This window comes from Neobacillus drentensis (genome assembly GCF_021560175.1).
Lineage (GTDB): Bacteria > Bacillota > Bacilli > Bacillales > Cytobacillaceae > Neobacillus > Neobacillus drentensis_A.
Map to the genome: position 1 here is coordinate 3,066,506 of NZ_CP091110.1, position 19,842 is coordinate 3,086,347.

Annotated in this window: 17 protein-coding genes; 14 read left to right on the top strand and 3 right to left on the bottom strand. The window is 37.1% G+C overall.

Translation table 11 applies throughout. The features are described from left to right. Positions 1-462: 462 nt before the first annotated feature. The 10 genes from L1999_RS14255 (at position 463) to L1999_RS14300 (ending at position 11,895) form a co-directional block, all read left to right on the top strand. A complete protein-coding gene (locus tag L1999_RS14255) occupies positions 463-1,383 on the top strand; it encodes an ArsR/SmtB family transcription factor (RefSeq protein ID WP_235744149.1) in 921 nt (306 codons plus the stop codon). 187 nt (positions 1,384-1,570) lie between these two features. Further along, positions 1,571-3,364 carry a glycoside hydrolase family 2 protein gene (locus L1999_RS14260; RefSeq protein ID WP_235744150.1) on the top strand — a complete coding sequence of 598 codons (1,794 nt, stop codon included), beginning with the start codon at positions 1,571-1,573 and terminating at the stop codon, positions 3,362-3,364. A gap of 233 nt (positions 3,365-3,597) precedes the next feature. Further along, a complete protein-coding gene (locus L1999_RS14265; RefSeq protein WP_235744151.1) occupies positions 3,598-4,626 on the top strand; it encodes a LacI family DNA-binding transcriptional regulator in 1,029 nt (342 codons plus the stop codon). Positions 4,627-5,232: 606 nt separating this feature from the next. Continuing rightward, complete coding sequence (locus tag L1999_RS14270) at positions 5,233-6,561, top strand: ABC transporter substrate-binding protein (RefSeq protein WP_235744152.1); 1,329 nt, start codon at positions 5,233-5,235, stop codon at positions 6,559-6,561. Between the two features lie 142 nt (positions 6,562-6,703). Beyond that, positions 6,704-7,576, top strand: coding sequence for a carbohydrate ABC transporter permease (locus tag L1999_RS14275; RefSeq protein ID WP_235744153.1), 873 nt, complete (start codon positions 6,704-6,706; stop codon positions 7,574-7,576). Further along, entirely contained in the window at positions 7,566-8,453 is an 888-nt protein-coding gene (locus L1999_RS14280; protein ID WP_235744154.1) for a carbohydrate ABC transporter permease, read from the top strand. Before L1999_RS14275 ends, L1999_RS14280 begins: the two co-directional genes overlap by 11 nt. Before the next feature lie 26 nt (positions 8,454-8,479). Next, the gene (locus L1999_RS14285) at positions 8,480-9,121 is read left to right on the top strand and encodes a YesL family protein (protein ID WP_235744155.1); all 642 of its coding nucleotides are present in this window, start codon (positions 8,480-8,482) and stop codon (positions 9,119-9,121) included. 25 nt (positions 9,122-9,146) lie between these two features. Next, entirely contained in the window at positions 9,147-10,475 is a 1,329-nt protein-coding gene (locus L1999_RS14290; protein WP_235744156.1) for an alpha-glucosidase/alpha-galactosidase, read from the top strand. A gap of 158 nt (positions 10,476-10,633) precedes the next feature. Beyond that, the gene (locus L1999_RS14295) at positions 10,634-11,137 is read left to right on the top strand and encodes an AAA family ATPase (protein WP_235744157.1); all 504 of its coding nucleotides are present in this window, start codon (positions 10,634-10,636) and stop codon (positions 11,135-11,137) included. Between the two features lie 131 nt (positions 11,138-11,268). Continuing rightward, a complete protein-coding gene (locus tag L1999_RS14300; protein ID WP_235744158.1) occupies positions 11,269-11,895 on the top strand; it encodes a chloramphenicol phosphotransferase CPT family protein in 627 nt (208 codons plus the stop codon). A 282-nt stretch (positions 11,896-12,177) separates the two neighbouring features. On the opposite strand, the gene L1999_RS14305 is transcribed toward L1999_RS14300, so the two are convergent. Beyond that, on the bottom strand, positions 12,178-12,363 hold the full coding sequence (locus tag L1999_RS14305) for an HAD family hydrolase (protein ID WP_275677698.1): 186 nt from the start codon (positions 12,361-12,363) through the stop codon (positions 12,178-12,180). Positions 12,364-12,603: 240 nt separating this feature from the next. On the opposite strand from L1999_RS14305, the gene L1999_RS14310 reads away from it, so the two are divergent. Further along, on the top strand, positions 12,604-13,449 hold the full coding sequence (locus L1999_RS14310; protein WP_345790897.1) for a nucleotidyltransferase: 846 nt from the start codon (positions 12,604-12,606) through the stop codon (positions 13,447-13,449). Between the two features lie 402 nt (positions 13,450-13,851). Here the strand turns inward: L1999_RS14310 and ycaC are convergent, their stop codons facing one another. After that, on the bottom strand, positions 13,852-14,478 hold the full coding sequence (gene ycaC, locus L1999_RS14315; RefSeq protein ID WP_235744350.1) for an isochorismate family cysteine hydrolase YcaC: 627 nt from the start codon (positions 14,476-14,478) through the stop codon (positions 13,852-13,854). 189 nt (positions 14,479-14,667) lie between these two features. Next, a complete protein-coding gene (locus L1999_RS14320; protein WP_235744160.1) occupies positions 14,668-15,225 on the bottom strand; it encodes an NADPH-dependent FMN reductase in 558 nt (185 codons plus the stop codon). Positions 15,226-15,495: 270 nt separating this feature from the next. Between L1999_RS14320 and L1999_RS14325 the strand changes: the two genes are divergently transcribed. The 3 genes from L1999_RS14325 to L1999_RS14335 all read left to right on the top strand — a co-directional run bounded on the left by L1999_RS14325 (position 15,496) and on the right by L1999_RS14335 (position 19,737). After that, complete coding sequence (locus L1999_RS14325; RefSeq protein WP_235744161.1) at positions 15,496-16,602, top strand: low temperature requirement protein A; 1,107 nt, start codon at positions 15,496-15,498, stop codon at positions 16,600-16,602. Positions 16,603-17,289: 687 nt separating this feature from the next. Continuing rightward, positions 17,290-18,108: an SDR family oxidoreductase gene (locus L1999_RS14330; RefSeq protein WP_235744162.1), complete on the top strand. Its 819-nt coding sequence runs from the start codon at positions 17,290-17,292 to the stop codon at positions 18,106-18,108. Between the two features lie 282 nt (positions 18,109-18,390). Further along, complete coding sequence (locus L1999_RS14335) at positions 18,391-19,737, top strand: FAD-dependent oxidoreductase (RefSeq protein WP_235744163.1); 1,347 nt, start codon at positions 18,391-18,393, stop codon at positions 19,735-19,737. The last annotated feature ends 105 nt before the right edge of the window (positions 19,738-19,842 follow it).

The window sequence follows — 19,842 nt, forward strand, 5'->3', positions numbered from 1 at the left end:
TTTCAGAGAATGATAAATTTAATTTTATCGTACTAATCCGTTGCCTGGTGAAATACAGGAACCTAACTAGAGCTGGGTTTCTCCGGTTACCTTCATTTGAGAAATGGAAAAGTATTTGATTATTAATGGGTGAAATTAGATGAAAATAATTAGCGAAAAAAATTTTAAAAGACTTATTGTAAGTGAGAGACTTAAAGCAGGTTATTGGGAAATTTAATATGATGCAATACTCGCAGGGTTTGTTTTAAAGTAAGGAAAGAAATATAAGGCTTTAAACTACTATAAGAAACTGATTACCGAAACAGAAAAACTTGCAGAATGCTTTACATAGCAATTACCTTTGTTCGCTTTCTTGACGTAATAATACTATTAAAATAAACTTATATTATTCCACATTTTTTGTTAGTATTCAGTTGTCTAACAATTTTTTTGGACAAAACTGAAGTTTTCGGAGGGATCCCTTTGTTAGAATTATCGCTTAAACAGCCGGAAAAGCTTCGTATGGTTGCGCATGCTTTATCATCAGAGGTAAGATTGAAAATCATTGATTTATTAAATAAAGGGAATGTGAATATCAATCAACTGTCAGAAAAGTTAGATATCCCTGTTTCAACCGCAGCTTCCCATATAAAGGTTCTTGAAGAAGCCGGGTTGATCCTAACTCAACTTCGTCCGGCCAGCAGAGGTGCGATGAAAGTATGTACCCGCAATTTTGATGATATTCATATCAGTATAAATGATCCCAAAAGTATAAATACTTATAAAATGTACGAGCTTGAAATGCCGATTGGGCAATATACCGACTTCCATGTTTCACCAACATGCGGTATTGCTAGTCAAGAGGGAATTATCATACCGGAAGATGAACCGGTTCATTTCTATAATCCTGTTCGATCAAATGCACAGCTTATTTGGACGAGAAAAGGATACTTTGAATATAAGTTTCCTTTAGTTATTCCACCTGGAGCAAAAGTACAATTAGTTGAGATATCCACAGAGATCTGTTCGGAGGCTCCGAATTATGACCATAATTGGCCATCTGACATTACTGTCTGGTTAAATGGGGTAGAAATTGGGACTTGGACAAGTCCTGGTGATTTTGGGGACCGACCTGGAAAATTGAATCCTAAGGCTTGGGGAGAAACTACTCGCACCCAATATGGGACACTAAAGACGTGGAAAGTGTCGGAGGACAAGGTAACAATTGACGACATTTACCTATCCGATATAACAGTCCAACATTTAGGTATATTAGAGCGTGATTATATATCTTTTCGAATTGGTATTAAAGAAGACGCCGTTCACAAAGGCGGTATAAACCTTTTTGGCAGTAAATTTGGTGATCATCCTCAGGATATTAAATTAAAGATATCGTTCTATTAACATCATCCACACATTTGAGAAGTCTTCTTGTTACAAGAAGGCTTTTTATTATTACAAAAATCATGTAATTAAACAAAAAAATATTGACACTTTACCTATGTAAGCGTATTCTTTAAATTAAATTTACAGAAAATTTGTAATAAAACAAAATTTTTAATAAATAATTTTATCAGGTAAAGGAGAAGTTATGACATTTCGACAAGAATACCCCCGTCCGCAATTCATGAGAAAAGACTGGCTTAATTTAAATGGTGAATGGGATTTTGAATTTGATGATGAGAATATTGGATTAGAAGAAAAATGGTTTGCTAAAAAAAGAGAATTCAAGCAAAAAATTAATGTTCCATTTGCTTATCAAACGAAGCTTAGCGGAATTCATGATACGGCATTTCATGATTGGGTTTGGTATCGCAAAGAATTCGACCTACCTGAATCCATGCTTGGTAAACGAATCATCTTGCATTTTGGTGCCGTAGATTACCGGTCAATGGTTTTCGTTAATGGAAGTTTAGTTGGTACTCATGAGGGCGGGCACACTGCTTTTTTCTTCGATATTACAACCTATTTAAGAGAAGGAAAACAATCAGTTGTGCTCAGAGTTGAAGATCCTTCAAGAGACGAAACCATTCCGCGTGGCAAACAGTATTGGAATGAAAAATCCGCAGCGATTTGGTATACGCGGACCACGGGAATATGGCAAACAGTATGGTTAGAAGCTGTGGATAAAACACATATAAATAAAGTCAGATTCACACCTGACATTGACAATGGAGATATCAAAATTGAACTAGAGGTATCCGGTGAATATTTAAATAAAGATCTTGAAATTGACATCACTTTTAAAGAAGAACCTATTGTAAAAGAAACCATTAAAATTTATGAGAGTTTTGCAAAAAGATCGATCAATCTCTATAATCGAAAAATATTCAGAACGGGGTTCCATCATGCAGGGTGGAACTGGACACCGGAAACGCCCAATTTATTCGATGTTACGATTAGATTGAAAGAAGAGGAATCAGTACTCGATGAAATCACTTCCTATTTTGGGATGAGGAAAATCCATACGGAAAATGGCATGGTCTTTCTAAATAACAGGCCCTATTATCAAAAGCTTGTTCTGGACCAGGGTTACTGGCCGGACGGTTTATTGACGGCACCAAGCGATCACGACTTAAAGAAAGATATCGAATTAGCAAAAGAAATGGGGTTTAATGGGTCCAGGAAGCACCAAAAGGTCGAGGATCCAAGATTTCTATATTGGGCAGATACATTAGGGTTTTTAGTATGGGGAGAATGTGCTGCTTCTCCTTCCTTTAGTGAGGATGCTGTGGCACGACTCACGAAAGAATGGATTGAAATCATTGAGCGAGACTATAACCACCCATGTATCGTAACCTGGGTCCCTATGAATGAAAGCTGGGGAGTTCCTTCTATAAGTACAAATGACCAGCAAAAGCACCATTCACTGGCGATGTATTATTTAATCCATTCATTGGATTCTACTAGATTAGTCATTTCAAATGACGGATGGGAATTAACAAAAACGGACATTTGCGCGATCCATAACTATAATCATGGCCATAAGGACAAAAGTGAAAAATACAATGGGTTTCTTCGTTCGATCTCAACGGTTGAACAGTTACTTCAGTCAAGACCAGCGGGAAGAAGAATCTATTCAAAAGGATTCGAACATGGTGGTGAACCCATTCTCTTAACAGAGTTTGGCGGGATTGGTTATAAAGTCGGAGAAGAAAATGGCTGGGGTTATACGACTGTGACCAACGAGGAAGAGTACCTGGCAGATTATGAAAGGGTGTTGAAAGCAGTATATGAATCAACCTCACTGCATGGCTATTGTTACACACAGCTAACAGATGTCGAACAGGAGATTAATGGAATTTTGACATATGATCGCAAGCCAAAGTGTGATTTGCGTGAGATTAAACGCATAAATGACATGTGGCATATCACACGGCGGTAACTTGCATTATGTATACAAAAACTGATCACGTAAATCTCACACATTTTATGGCGCTATTAAGAGGTAATTTAGGGATCCTTGAACACCTTTTCTCTGATATAGTAAAAAATACAGAAAATTTAAAAATTTAGTTGAAAACGCTATCACTTCCTGATATTCTAAAATTATCCAAGTAAACATTTAACGTAATTGTAAGTTTTTTTAGTAAATTATTTACTAGAAAGGTAAAAGAGATGGCAACCATTAAGGATATAGCGAAATTATCAAAGGTATCAGTTGCAACGGTTTCAAGAGTGTTAAATGGTGATGAAACAATCACTGTTCAGGACCAAACCCGCGAGCGAATCTATCAGGCCTCGAAAGAACTGGGATATAAGACCATCCAAGAACGCCGTAATCAACAACAAACTTCTAGGAGTAAAAAGAATCCTGCAATAGGTGTTGTCCTTTTTCTTTCAAATGAAGAGGAGCTGAGTGATCCTTATTTTTTATCGATACGTCAGGGAATTGAGGAAGAACTTATAAGGCAAGGGATTAGTACAACCACTATGATCCGTTCATATGATAAGGTCGATCATCAGAAAGTTCATGAACTGGATGGGATGATTATTGTTGGAAGAATAAATGAGGAGGCTTTTAAAAAAATAAGCGGTCATATTAAAAACATCGTTTATATCAATCATTCTCCTGATGAGGATATGTACGATTCCGTTGTTGTCGATTTTCAAAAAGCAACAGAAAAAGCCTTACAGCATTTGCTTAAAGCTGGTTATAAACGGATCGGTTATATTGGGGGTGTCGAAAGGGAGCATCTAAAAGAGAGAACAATCATCGGGGAGGATCAACGCCTTACGACCTATGAGAAGGTGATGAAATCAGAAGGACTCTATGAACCATCCTATGTTTTCATCGGTGAATATACGATGATCCAAGGATATGAATTGATGAAGAAAGCTGTCAAACAGAACGATGTTCCAGAAGCATTTTTTATTGCGAGCGATCCTATGGCAATTGGTGCTTTACGGGCCCTTCAGGAATTAAGAATTTCCGTTCCGTCCGATATAGCTATCGTCAGCTTTGATGATATCGAAATGGCAGAATTTTGTAGTACGCCTTTAACAACAGTAAAGGTTCATACAAAAGAGATGGGACAAACTGGGGTTAAATTATTATTAGATCGAATCAATGGCAGAAAACTTCCGTTGAAAGTAACAGTTCCTACAGAATTAGTGATTAGACAAAGCTGTGGAACCAATCAGTAGAATGAAGGACCACTTTAAGGAGGTGATTTGGGGGAAGTGACCGTATGTTTTATAAGGTTTAATATCCCTATTGTGACGGCCATCACATGTGATAGGGACATTAAACCAGGACTCAAGGACTAAGTAAATGAGTCTCTATAATTATATAGCAGTCTCATTCTACTAGCAACTTTATGAATGCAGCTTAAGTATTTGATGACTACCCTTAAGTATGAAAGCACATTCGAAATCTTGAGACGCTTTACGAGAATTGCAGGGTGGGAAATTGAGTATTAGGTAGAAAGATCTACAACCTATCCAGTAGGACAGGCTGTGATTGGATTAGCCTGGAAGATGCAAAGTAGTAAGTCAAAAGGTCATAGACTAGTAGAAAGATAGATAACTAACACAGTAGTAACATGGTTCTATGACTTAAATCGAGCTGCAATAGGAAGAGCTTAGTGTCGATCATACGATTGGAGCTCGTTGGTAAAATCACCATACTTATTCGAGATAACGAAATTGGAATAAAAAGATGAAACTTCGAAGGGATACATAGAGGTATCCAAGGCGCACAATCTATTGATTTTTAAGAATAATCATTCTCAAAAAATAGGAGGTATTTATATGAAAAGAAAATCAAATGTTCTCCTCAAGATTGTTCCAGTATTGTTTGCCGGCATGCTGGCCCTTTCCGGGTGTAGCGGCAGTGGGGAAAAAGCATCCTCAAGTAGTAGCGGTTCTGGTAAGATCGTAAACCTTACGATGTCTGCCTGGGGAAATCCAGCGGAGTTGAAGGTATATCAAAAAGGAATTGATTCCTATACAAAAGAGCATCCAAACGTAAAAATCAAATTAATTCCAGTGCCTACCGATGGTTATGAGCAAAAAATATTGACTCAGCTGCAAGGTGGAGATGCTCCAGACGTATTTTATGTAGGTGACGCGACAATGGCAAAGCTTGCGCAAAACGGATCTGTCGCGGAGTTAGGTGAATATATGCAGACCGGCGACAGTTACGCTAAGCCAGATGAATATGCTGCCGGGTTATGGGGCGCAGCCAAGCAGGATGGTAAATATTATGGTGTACCGGTAGACTGTAACCCGTTGTTACTTTACTACAACAAAAAGATGTTCAAGGATTTAGGAATTAAAACGCCTCAAGAATATTTTGACGAAGGTCAATGGAATTGGAAAGCTTTTGATGAAGTGACGAAGAAGTTAAAAGACGGTGGTAAAAAAGGCTTTATCGCCGAAAAATGGCTGATGGATACTTGGATTTGGTCAAACGGCGGACGTGCCTATGATGAAAAAGGTAATTATGTTTTAGATCAGAATCAAAAGGCACGTGAGGCAATCCAATTTATCAGTGACTTAACAAAAAAAGGACAAATTATGTATGCTGGTTCTCTTCCTAAGGGACAAGGTCTAGATGCCATGTTCATGTCAAATCAAGTAGGTATGGTGGCCGCTGGCCGCTGGTTAACTCCAATGTTCAGTGAAAATAAAAGTCTTGATTTCGATTACATTTACTGGCCAACTAACACAGGCAACAAAATGGAGCCCGTTCAAATTGGTGTAGCCTTTATGGCCGCAAATAAAAAGTCTAAACATGTAAAAGAAGCTATGAATTTCGCAACCTACTATGTTTCCAAAGAAGGACAGAAGGCTCGCTTAGAGGGAAATGGTAACGCAATACCATCAGTTAGCGGGATTGACGAGATCGTCACAAGTGATAAAACAGTCGAACATACACAATACTTAATGGATGGCCGTGAAAAAGGCTTTGTGAACGGTGCTCCTCTTATGTTCAAAGGACAAATTCCTGGATTGAATAAAGAAGTAGAAGATCAATATGACCTACTGCTTTTAGGTAAACAGAGTGTAGATAAGACGATTAAGAATATTACCGAGAAAACCAAGCAGTTGACAAGCGAATATCAAGCCGGAAACTAATTTTACGAGAGTAAAAGGGAGGGAATGATCACGTTCTATCCCTTCCCTTTCTCTATTCAAATCGATAAATGACAGACGCTTAATTTAGAAGCTTTGGGCTTAGCGGTCTGATTTTCATAAATTGAAGTGGAGGGTGAGTTCCATGCATAAGCGTCAAAGGGCGTTAGCAGGATATTTGTTTATTGCACCGCAATTGATTGGCCTGCTTGCTTTCTCATTATTCCCAGTTGCTTACGCACTTGTGTTAAGTTTCTTGAAATGGGACGGTTTTGGTGCTAAAACCTTTGTAGGTTTCGCCAACTATTCAAAGCAGTTCCATAATCCTGATTTTTGGATGGCAATGAAAAATACAGTGTATTACATGATATTAGTTATTCCCGTTGGAATTGTCATTTCTCTGCTCCTTGCCGTGGCCTTAAACAATGTGAAAGGCAAAGAGATCTATCGTGTGTTTTATTTCATGCCTGTTGTTACAAGTTCTGTTTCCATCGGAGTCATTTGGATGTGGATTTTAAACGGTGACTTTGGAATTTTGAATATACTGCTTTCCCATATAGGGATTGAAGGCCCAAAGTGGCTGACGGATACGCATTGGGTTATTCCAGCTATAGCCATCCTTAGTATATGGTGGGGACTTGGCAATAACATGGTTATCTTTCTTGCAGGATTGCAAGGAATTTCAAGAAGTTATTATGAAGCTGCCGAAATAGACGGAGCAAACAGTTTTCAGAAGTTTTGGCACATTACCCTGCCACTTCTTTCACCAACAACGTTTTTTATTGCCATCATGGCCATCATCGGCTCCTTCCAAGTATTTGATCAGGCCTTTGTTATGACAAACGGCGGCCCAGCGAAAGCGAGTTACACACTCGTTTATCATATCTATCAAAAAGGGTTTATTGACTTCAAAATGGGAGATAGCTCTGCTACAGCCATGATCTTGTTTGTGATCATCTTATTCTTCACACTTATTCAATTCAAAATGTCGAAAAGGTGGGTTCACTATGGCGAATAATGTTGTCACAAGTGTAGGAAAGAACGCCATACCAGTTATTGAAACAAAGGTGAAGAAAAAGGTTAAACCGTCTCAAATCTTTCTTCATATTATTTTAACGATTGGCGCAATCATAATGATTTTTCCATTCCTATGGACAGTAAGCAGTTCCTTAAAAGATATTTCACATATCTTCCTGGTGCCGCCGGCCTGGCTCCCGAATCCCGTTAAGTGGTCAAATTATATTGATTCTTTGACTGCGATGCCATTCGGTTTAGCCTACTGGAACAGCTTCTATATTACAACAGTTGTTGTATTGGCTACATTACTGACAGCTTCTATGGCCGCCTATGCCTTTGCGAAAATTGAGTTTAAAGGCGCAAATTTTTTGTTCATTCTTTTCTTAGCAACTATGATGATTCCGAAGCAAGTAACGATGATTCCTTTATATATCATAATGGGGAAAATCGGATGGTTAGATTCCCACCTGTCCCTGATTGTACCGGGTGCTTTATTTAACGCATTTGCCGTATTTTTATTAAGGCAATTTATCATGGGAATTCCAAAAGAATTGGAAGAAGCAGCGATTATTGACGGTGCCGGCTACTTTAGAATCTATTGGAGCATTATTTTGCCGCTTATTCGTCCATCCCTTGCGGCAGTAGGAATTTTTGTCTTCTTAGGTTCATGGAATAACTTTCTGGATGCCTTAATCTTCTTAAACACACCTGAGAAATTTACTGTACCGTTGCTGCTAAACACGTTCAAAGGTCTATATGTCGCTGACTGGGCACTGATGATGGCAGGAACCACCATTTCTGTTATTCCTGTATTGATCATTTATATTGTTGCTCAAAAGCAAATTATTGAAGGTGTCACAATTACAGGTATTAAATAAGAAATTAAAAACTAGTGGTGAGTTATATGAACTTTATGAACAGTAAGGCATATTCCGTATTCGAGACGGCTTCGAATCTACTTCTGATCAATTTGCTTTGGCTTTTAATGTGTTTGCCTATTGTTACGATTTTTCCAGCAACTGCCGCCATGTTTGCGGTTATTAGGCAATCGGTTTTGTATAAGGATTCCAGTGTGATTAGACCTTTTTTCCGGTTTTTTAAGGAAAATTTCAAACAAAGTTTTCTGCTAGGGATTATATGGCTGCTTATTGCTTTTTTATTATATTTTGACTATAAGTTTATGAACCATTTTAGTTCGGTCCGTAATATATTGCTGCCGATTCTATTCTTTTTTGGGATCCTATACTCTTTTTCAACCGTCTTTTTGTTTTCTGTCATGGTCCACTACAAAGCAAATTGGCGTACAGTCATTAAAAATGCGATGTTCATTTCAATTAGTCATTTTCCGAGTACCCTTTTGGGTCTGTTGATTCTTGTTGGGACAGCCATCCTTGTAATGGCATTGCCTATTACTGGCGCCATTATTTTTAGCATCAGTACGTATGGATTATTTTCCCTTTGCAATCGTAGTTTTCGGAAAATAGAACGGCTTAAGGGGGTGGAATCTGTCAAGGAACCATATGATGTCGAGTTTTTAGAAATATAAACTTTATTTTAGGGAGGATTAGGAAATGGAGAAAATTACTTTTATTGGGGCAGGCAGTACTGTTTTTGCGAAAAACGTTTTGGGAGATTGTATGATGGTTCCGGCCCTTGATGGCTTTGAATTTGCTTTATATGATATTGATGAAAAGCGGTTAAGAGAATCAGAGGCTATGCTGACGAATCTAAGGAATCGTTACAATAAATCTATTAGCATTAAAGCCTATTTAAACCGGAGCGAAGCATTAACAGGGGCTAAATACGTCATCAATGCCATCCAAGTGGGCGGATATAGGCCAAGTACAGTCATTGATTTCGAAATTCCTAAAAAATATGGCCTTCGACAGACCATTGCTGATACGATTGGGATCGGAGGTATTTTTAGAGCTTTACGTACAATCCCGGTACTATTCGACTTTGCGAAGGATATTGAAGAGGTATGCCCGGACGCTTGGCTCTTAAATTATACGAATCCGATGGCTTCATTAACAGGGGCCATGCTTCGATATACAAATGTAAAAACAGTAGGATTATGTCATAGTGTTCAAGTTTGTACAAGAGACTTGTTTAAGACATTAGAGATGGACCCTGAAGGCGTGGAAGAGAAAATAGCTGGAATTAACCATATGGCTTGGCTGCTGGAAGTGAAAAAGAATGGGAAGGATCTATACCCTGAAATTAAACAGCGAGCATTAGAAAAGCAAAAGTCTAAACATCATGATATGGTCCGTTTTGAACTTATGGATAAATTCGGCTATTATGTAACAGAATCTTCTGAACACAATGCTGAATACCATCCTTACTTTATTAAAAATAACTATCCAGAACTAATTGAAAAGTTTAATATACCGCTTGATGAATACCCAAGGCGTTGTGAAAATCAAATTAAAGGCTGGGAAGAAATGCGCGAATCTCTTACCACTGACTCCAATCTTTCACACGTACGTTCATCAGAATATGGTTCAAGAATTATTGAAGCGATGGAAACAAATATTGCCTTTAAGTTTGGCGGTAATGTTTTGAACACAGGCGGACTAATTAGTAATCTCCCTCGAAAGGCGGTTGTAGAGGTTCCGTGTATAGCGGACCGAAGCGGCATCATCCCTTGTTATATAGGGGAATTACCTGAGCAGCTGGCAGCTTTGAACCGAACAAATATTAATACACAATTGCTGACCATTGAAGCTGCAGTAACAAGGAAAAAAGAGTACATTTACCAAGCAGCAATGCTCGATCCACATACTGCTTCAGAGTTATCATTAGATGATATTGTCTCCTTATGCGACGATTTAATAGAGGCCCATGGCGAATGGCTGCCTGTCTATCAAGATAAAAAACAGTTTATCGCGACGAATTAAGGTTAAAAATCGTTTACGGTCTTAGGACTCTCAATTGTATAATTGAGAGTCTTTTGTGACTTGGAGGCATATTGGGCTCAAAGATATTCGGAGTTAGAGAAGGTTTATCGCTATTGGACGGATAAGCATAAAATAAATAGTTTAAGGAGTTGTCCAATTTGTTGGAAAATCATAAATTACCTTTATTTATTATTACTGGTGCGAGTGGGACGGGCAAAAGTACAGTGGTTCCATACCTTCGAGAAATGTTGAATCATTTTGATGTGTTTGATATAGATGACATAGCGGAAGAGGTTGGTGATTGGCAAAAACTTAAAAATGTCTGGTTAAAAGTTGCAAGTAATATCGCTAAAAGCCATCGAATGACCATTCTTTGTGGAACGATTATGCCTTGGGATGTCGAAAAATGCGATACTTATCAAGATTTTAGTCATATTTATTATCTAAACCTTCATTGTGATGATGCTATCCGTAAAAAACGGTTATCTAAAAGAGGTTGGTCAGAGGAACTTATTGAGGAACACAAAATTTTTGCAAAATGGCTGCTGGAAAATGCGGAAAAAGCATACTCTCCACCTATGCCTATCGTCGAATCAAATAGTAATGTGGAAGAAGTTGCACTGAATATTAAAAATTGGGTGATGAATGTTTTAGATAACTAAATTTTCTCTTGATACAAAAGAAAGTTTAGTAAATTTTTAGCTAATTCATACATTAGAAAACAGATTACTTGAGTCCATTAAAGTATAGTATATCCAGAATGGAATATTGAAATTTCAAGGAGAGAACTGGAATGTTAAAAGTTGATCAACCTGGAAAGATTATCATTCTTAACGGAACTCCAAGATCTGGGAAATCCAGCATTGCTACAGTCATTCAGAATACGTTCGATGGGGTGTGGATGAACGTAGGGGTCGATCGATTCATGATGATGACCCCTGAAAAATATCAGCCTGGGATCGGTTTGCGGCCTGGCGGTGAACGCCCTGACCTCGAACCTCTTGTTCCTATTATGTACCGTGCTATGTATGAGACGATTGCAATTTATAGTAGATTAGGGTTAAACGTTGTAGTAGATGTTGGTCACCATGAGGGGTATTCTGTCCCGTTGGAAATTCTACCAACTTGTGCTCGGATACTAAATGGACTTCCAGTTTTGTTTGTTGGCGTCCGTTGTCCAATTGAAATTGTCATGGAACGACGGCTTAAAACTGGGTATGTTGGATACACCACTGAAGGAAATGTACCAAAGCCCGTCCGTTTATGGCAGCAGCTCGTCCACGTACCTGGTATCTATGACTTGGAGGTCGATACATCTGTGCTCACTTCCGAGGAGTGTGCTATATTGATTCGCCAGCGACTCGAAGATGGTTCACCCCCGACAGCTTTCCAAAACATTGAAAGAAGGGAGATTAACTGAGTCTTTCAAATAGTAACTTGAAAATGACGTTCAAACGATTCTTTGAAAAAGCATGGTAAAAAGAGATTCTGCACGATTGATAGCAGCAAGAGCCTTAATTTTGGCAGTGTTTACTCTCAACGTAGACTCGATGCCATTTTTCATTAGAAGAATAAAGAAAGGGAACACCTTATACAGGGATTACAGATTTCCATTTTTAAAGTAAAATAATTTTTTTCGTTAAGGGAAACAGCCCAAAGGAAAGGGGGGATGAAATTGTAATTATTTACCCCCATATATTTTTTATATCAACCCATACTTTTTAAAACTATTATAGATGCCATTTTCATCATGAGAATCGGTTATATCATCAGCTACTTTCTTAACCGCTTCATAAGCATTTCCCATCGCAATGCCATGCTGTACAAACTCGAGCATTTCCAAATCGTTCAAACTGTCACCGTAGGCAAAGGTATGTTCTTTGCTTATGTTAAAATGCTCATATGGTGAAAGAGGTTAAAGGTGTTATATTTTCATAGAATTCATTAAAAGATTTTTCGTATTTTTCCATATCTATAGGTACTGAACTCCTGCTTCTAACCTAATCGAGCCCCCTCTTGTTAGTACATTTTATGTAATAAATAGAGTTTAGACTTGCGAACCGAAAAATCAGAGGGATTAAACCAGAAGGCATAGGCAAAGGTTTATTATAGATAAAAAGGGGGAGTTATGTTGACAATTATAAAAAATATGGGACGTCTTTGTCCGACGGATACAAATGGATATATATTAAATGATACAAGTATAAATAAGATTCAACCGGAGTTTTTTGAGGTAATTAAAATAGTTATAGAAAAGTATCAAAAAAATTTAGGAGCGGACTTACATAGCATATATATCAGGGGCTCAGTTCCTCGTGGTTTGGGCATAAAGGGCGTTTCAGACTTAGATACAATAGCTATTACAAATAAGAATACGATTGAGTTAGATTTGAAGTGGGTAGACAAGACTGAACGAGATTTAAATGAAAAATTCAAATGTATAAATGGAGTGGAATTCAGTTTCTTTCACATTGAAGAAATTTTAGAAACCACTACTTTTTCAATCATACCGTTTATGATTAAGACTCATAGTGTGTGCGTACTTGGGGAAGATTTAAAGGTTTATTTACCTAATTATAGGGCGGATAGAGCACTTGGTAACCACCACCTTGTAAATCTAAAGAATCAAGTTGAGCAAGCAAAGAAAGACCTTGATGGTAATATGGATATGGAGGATATTTTGGATTGTTGCAGCTGGATTATGAAAATTATCGTTAGGGCAGGACTAGCACTAGTGATAGAAGAAGAAAATCGATATACAAGAGATTTGTATCCAGCTTATAAGATATTTTCCCGATATTATCCAGATAAGGAATCTATGATGAAACAAGCACTTACATGTGCCATTAATCCTGTAGGAAATGCTAATGAAATAATAGATATATTGGATAAAGCGGGAAATTGGTTGATAAGCGAGACTGAAAAGTGGTTAGAAGTTTATAATCCTAAAAAGATTAGTAATTTGGAAATATAGAATGAGGGACACAACTCTAAAAATCCTGATTGTAAAAGATTGTAATTTGGGAGATTCAAGGTGGGCCAATAGAAGAAACAACCAGATTAATAAGTAAAGAGGAGGAGGCGGAGTATAAAAAAGAATACTATGAAAAAGCCCCTCTAATTAAAAATAAAAGCCATCATACTGATGGCTCAGACTGACGACAGATACGAAGAAAATCGAGTTTACCGGCAGTTTTCTTAAAAATTTTAATTTAGAAATTTACAAGAGTGGATTTCAGCAAGCAGTCTAATTAGAATAGCAGTTCATGGTGAATTTAGCACATTTAGTAATTAGAAAATTGTTTTGAATCTACAAGTATTTCTAAAGCTATAATTCTTATTTGTTCACGATTTATCTGTGTATTTCTACAAGCATTTAATCTCTCTGTGCTCCCCTATAGCTTCCAATAAGATTTTGATAACCAGGAAGATGGCTTGAAATTAAAGCGCCAAAACCTTCAACATCATTGCGCCAATCACGTTGTAATTCGCACGCTATGCTGAACCAATTCAAAAGCTGCACCACACCATGTGCCATACGTGTTAATGCCGCATCCGCTACTTGTTTACTGAATGTACCAGAAGCATCTGTAGCTACAAATACTTCATAACCAGCGTTTACAGCGGAAAGGGCAGGAAATGCAACGCAAACATCTGTTACTACGCCCGCAATGATCAGTTGTTTCTTTCCAGTTTTTTCGATTGCTTTGACAAAATCTTCATTATCCCATGCGTTAATTTGTCCAGGACGAGCGATCTTGGGCGCATGAGGAAAAATTTCAACTAATTCTTGCATGATTGGCCCGTTAGGCCCGTTTTCAAAGCTTGTTGTTAAAATAACGGGTAAATCAAAAAACTTAGCAGTGTTAGCAAGAGCCATCACATTGTTCTTGAATTCATCCACACCATAGTCACGCACAAGACCGGAGATAAGGCCGGTTTGATGATCAACTAAAAGAACGGCAGCATCATCTTTATTAAGACGATAATAGAAATCAGATATTTTATTATCCTCCCTTTAATGAAATATAAGTAATCGAAGAAGTTTCTTAGATTGGAAAATGGATGTTTAACTTCCTCGTTTGTTCCAATGTAATTGAAAGGATTACTGGAATTCGTATTCTAAAAAATCAAAATGGGTTAGTAGTATTTTAATAAAAATGATTAATTGAAAATGCTTAGACTTTTTCAATTAATCTAGAGCTGGAGTGTGATCGATCCAATGAATAAAATGCTCTAAATATTGTTGAAGATAACGTTTTGTTGGTTCGTCTGTAAGGAGTTTCTGATCAAAATCAATCTTTTTATGTACGTGGGAAATCAACACTTTTTGAAATGGAAGAACATGAACCTGCATCGCCTCTAGTACTTGTTTGATTTGCAATTGAGCAAAGGCCGTACCTAATCCCCCAGGAGTTGCACCAATTAAACCAACCGGTTTTCTGCTAAGAACAGCGGATTTTTGAGGTCTTGATGCCCAGTCCAATGCATTCTTTAATACGCCTGGAATCCCAGAATTGTACTCTGGACTTACAATAATGATACCATCAACGTCCTGAATAGCAGATTTAAATGATGTCACTGTTTCTGGTACACTTATTTCTAGGTCTTCGTTGAACAAAGGCAACTCATTAATCTCGATCCAACGAAATTGATGGGAATCATTCATTTCTGTTAATGATTGAGCAATGATTCGATTATAAGAATTTTTTCGTAAACTACCACAAATAAGGCCGATGGTCTTGGTCATACATTCCCTCCTCGTTTAAAATCTTTTTCATATTACCATAATGTTCCAAAATAGAAGAAGGGACATTATGCCTAATTTTCAGATTCTTTAATTCAATGAAGAGTTTATTACAAAGAATCTGGGATGTAAGGATTTCTCTTTGGTTTTCCTATTACTCGGCTCGTGTTTTGCAAGCTATGGAAAATAGTCCATGTTCATTTTATTTTTTCTTTCAATTACCATATATTTCTTTCATACTAGTAACTATAAAGGAATGGAGGAAGTGCAGAAATGGAAGAAAAGAAAGTGACGTGGTTAGAACTCTTTTATGATTTGTTATTTGTGGCGGCGGTTGCGGCTGCGACTCATGTTTTACTTCATGTTGAAGATGGTCATATCCATGCAGAATATTTAGTGAAGTTTGTATTAATTTTTATTCCTATCTGGTGGGCTTGGGTAGGGCAGACCATATTTATTAACCGGTTTGGAAAAGATTTATTTCATCAACGTATCTTTTTAATTCTGCAAATGTTTTTTGTACTAATTATGACATCAAGTTTATCAGTTGATTTTGATCCTTATTACCTTTCTTTTTTAATTGGGTATATTGGCTTAAGAGCAGTAACTGCTATCCAATATCTTATTGTCCAGCGTATAGAAACGGGAGTTCGAAAACTAGCAGCCCTCTTTTTGGGAAGGTATTTCTGGATTGGAATCGTTATTTCATTATTGTCTGTCTTGTTTGATTCATGGGTTCGGTATGCTGTGTTGTATACGGGAATCTTTATTGATATCATTGTCCCCGTGCTTGGACGAAAATGCTTAGAAAAGGTTCCCACAAATACGGCTCACTTATTAGAACGTTTTGGTTTATTTACCATTATTCTCTTTGGGGAAGCACTTATTAGTACACTTGCGGTCATAAAGCCTACACAAGGAAATTGGGATTCAATAGGCTTTGCGATCATTTCATTTATCTTAATCATATCGATGTGGTGGCAATATTTCGATAACATGGAGAAGAAACTCGACAAGTCTTTACAAACATCCGGCCAAATCATTATTTATGGTCATCTTATTATTCTAATGTCTTTAAGCATGATTGCAGCATCTATCAGACTATTGTTTTTACATGAGGTCCATTACTCCTTTATCTTATTTTTTGTTTTTGGAACTGTATTGCTCTATTTCTTGTCAACGACCTTTGTTTTCCATCAATATAGATATGTGCACCACCGCTTGAAAATTTATCATTTAGGGCTATTTTTAGGAATTTTAGCCGTCTTTTTTATAATTAATTTGATTATTGTCGTACCAAATATTTTGATAATAGCTGAATTAACCTTGTTTTTTATTATCTATACTAAACTAACCATATCTACTAAAAAGCAACCGTGACTAATGAGATTAATCTGAGTGGTTAATATTGATTTTATTACTTTACGGCTTCTTGGAAGTTTTCCAGATAGAAATGGAATCAAACGGCATCATGACAGATGCCATCATACGGGTGAAAAGGGTCTAAAGTTGGCCCCTTATTTTTTTGATGGCTAGAGAGAGGGAAAATCTTTGAGCATCCCATTCAGGGGTAGCTGAGTATACAGAGGATCTTTTAAATGATTTAGGAATAAGAAAGGGTTGGAAAAATAAATTTACTTTTAAAATATAAATTTTTGAAAGAGAAACGTATGTTCCTATTTATGGTTATAAATGATATACTTAAATGGCAATAGAATAGGATTTTTCAAGGGTGGTCTGCACGCTCCCAACCAGAAAGGGGGTGATGCTGAATGTCAGTTTTTGAATCATTAATGTTTGCGATTGGTTTTGCGGGCTTAATCGTAACCATTCTGTCATTTAGATCAAAAAAATAATCCACCCTTGAGTTTAGAGGCTCTGGTGGATTATTTACTCTTTAGCTGATCCCCTTTGAGGGAACCGTCTATTGCTGACCGGACATGTAGCAGCATGTCCGGTCTTTTTTTACTTTATTCAATATATAGTTTTATTATAACTTATATCATAACGATCTCCAAATCTTTAGACAGTAAAATGAACGAAATTAACAACTAGGGGGCAGTTTTTATGAAAACTATAATGATTACCGGTTCTTCTTCTGGGATCGGGAAAGCGACGGCTAAATATTTTGCGGAAAGAAACTGGAATGTTGTTGCAACCATGCGATCACCTGAGAAAGAAAAGGAATTAACGGAACTGAAAAATGTTCTTGTTACAAGGCTTGATGTTGAGAATAAAGATACCATTCACGAGTCGATCGATCAAGGAATTAGACAGTTTGGAAAGATTGATGTACTGCTCAATAATGCCGGAAATGGATCCAGGGGAATCTTTGAAGCAGCATCGGAAGAGAGGATTCGATCATTATTTGAAGTAAATTTATTTGGAGTAATGAACGTGACAAAAGCCATCCTGCCTCATTTCAGAAAAAATAAGGGCGGTACCATTATGAATATGTCTTCTATGGGAGGAAAGATTACTTTCCCAAGTATGTCTCTATATCATGCGTCCAAATTTGCTGTAGAAGGTTTTTCCGAAGCTATTTATTTCGAGTTAAAATCACAAAATATTAAGGTGAAATTGATTGAACCGGGTGCGGTCGATTCTGATTTTGGCAGAAGACCATCAGACAATTACTTTGATGTTTCTCTAACGGATTATAAAGAATACATTGATTGTTTGAATTTAACATCTCTAAAGGGAGAGGGAAATTCAAAAATGATCTCAACTGAAAAAGTGGCAAAAATTATTTTTCAATCAGCTTCTGATGATTCATCCCAGCTTAGATATATTGTCGGTGAAGATGCAAAAGCATTAATCAATTTGAAAGAAAAGGCAGGAGACGAAGCGTATTTAAACCAGATAAGTCAATTGATGTTGTCATAAGTTCAATAGATTTAAAGCAATTATGTTCACATCGATTCTTACCATCTATGAAATATAAATAGTAAGGCTACAAACTCCACTTGACAATAGAAGTTTGTAGCTTTTTTATATCTCATTGGATGTGCAATCTCAAAGGTGAAACTACTATTAATTTTTATTTAATTGTAAACAACAGTTCGTTATGACACACAATATCAGATCCTATAAATATCTTCCAATATCTCATATGCGAATTGTATACTATTTTTATAAATACCTAATTTTGATGGGAGTTGCAATGATTTGTTACGAGGCGAAAAGGCTGTTATTATTGGCGGAGGAATTTCTGGAAAATTGACAGCACGTGTACTGTCTGATTTTTTCCAAAAGGTCATTATTTTAGAACGTGATTCAAAACCAAATGGGCCCTTTCCGAGAAAAGGTGCACCACAAGGTGAGCATATCCATGCACTTCTATTTTCCGGTGCGAATGGTCTCGAAGAGCTGTTTCCTGGTATTACAGAGAAGTTTAACGCAAGTGGAGCTGTTAAAATCAATTCCACCCAAGACATTGCATGGTTTCATCATGGGGTTTGGAAACTTCGCTATGAAGGAGACTATACAACCATTCTTCAAACACGCCCGCATCTGGAATGGCATATTGAACAATATATAAAAAGTATCCCAAACGTAACCATTCAATATAGCCAAAACGTTCAAAACTTTTTATATACTGAAGAAGAAAATCGAATTACTGGGGTTCAAATAAGTAATGGCGATGACTCTATTAAAACGATAAATGCTTACCTGATTGTAGATGCAAGCGGAGTAAACAGTCTATCCTCAAGATGGCTAAACAAACGAGAAGTACATATTCCGGAAGACACAGTTAAAATCGACTTAAGTTATTTTACAAAAACCATTCAACTCCCTGATAACGGAAACAGGGACTGGTCTATTAAACTTGTGTATCCAAACCCTCCCTTTGAAAAAATCGGCGGAGGAATTTCAAAGGTAGAGGGCAATCGTTATTTAGTCACGTTTATGGGATATCATAACGAAATAAATGAAAAAGAAGTACTGAAAAATGACGACAGCTTTGTAGAAATAGCTAAAAAATTGCCGAAAATGGACATTTATCATGAACTAAGGGATGCTACTGTTTTATCCAGTACTTCCACCTTCCGAGTACCCAAAATCACTTGGAGAAGATTTGATAAGGTGAATAAGTTCCCAAGCGGTCTTTTGACGATAGGGGATACGATATGCCGAATCGACCCTTTTTTTGGTCAAGGGATGAGTATTGCAGTCCTAGAAGCGTTAGCATTAAAAAAATTACTTGCGAAAGAACAGCTCACAAATCAAAAAATGATTGAAACCTTTCATCAACAGGCAATGAAAATCATTTCACCAATATGGAATATGGTATTAACAGAAGATTTTCGTTATCCAGATACAATAGGAAGAAGGCCTGCGGGTCTATCTATTCAGCAATGGTATGCGAAAAAGATTTTTCATTTATCATCGGAAAATAAAACGATCTATAATTCTTTTATTAAGGTCATGCACCTTCTTCGCCCAACTGCCACCCTGATGCACCCAAGAATTCTAAAAAGTGTGTTGAAAGGGACATTTACAAATCATCGTTAGTTTATATTCTCAAGTCAACTATAAAGGACTCGGTATTAGATCATTTACCGGGTCTTTTCTACGTTAATAAAAGATCATCTTATCTTAAATTTGCTCAACTTTGCT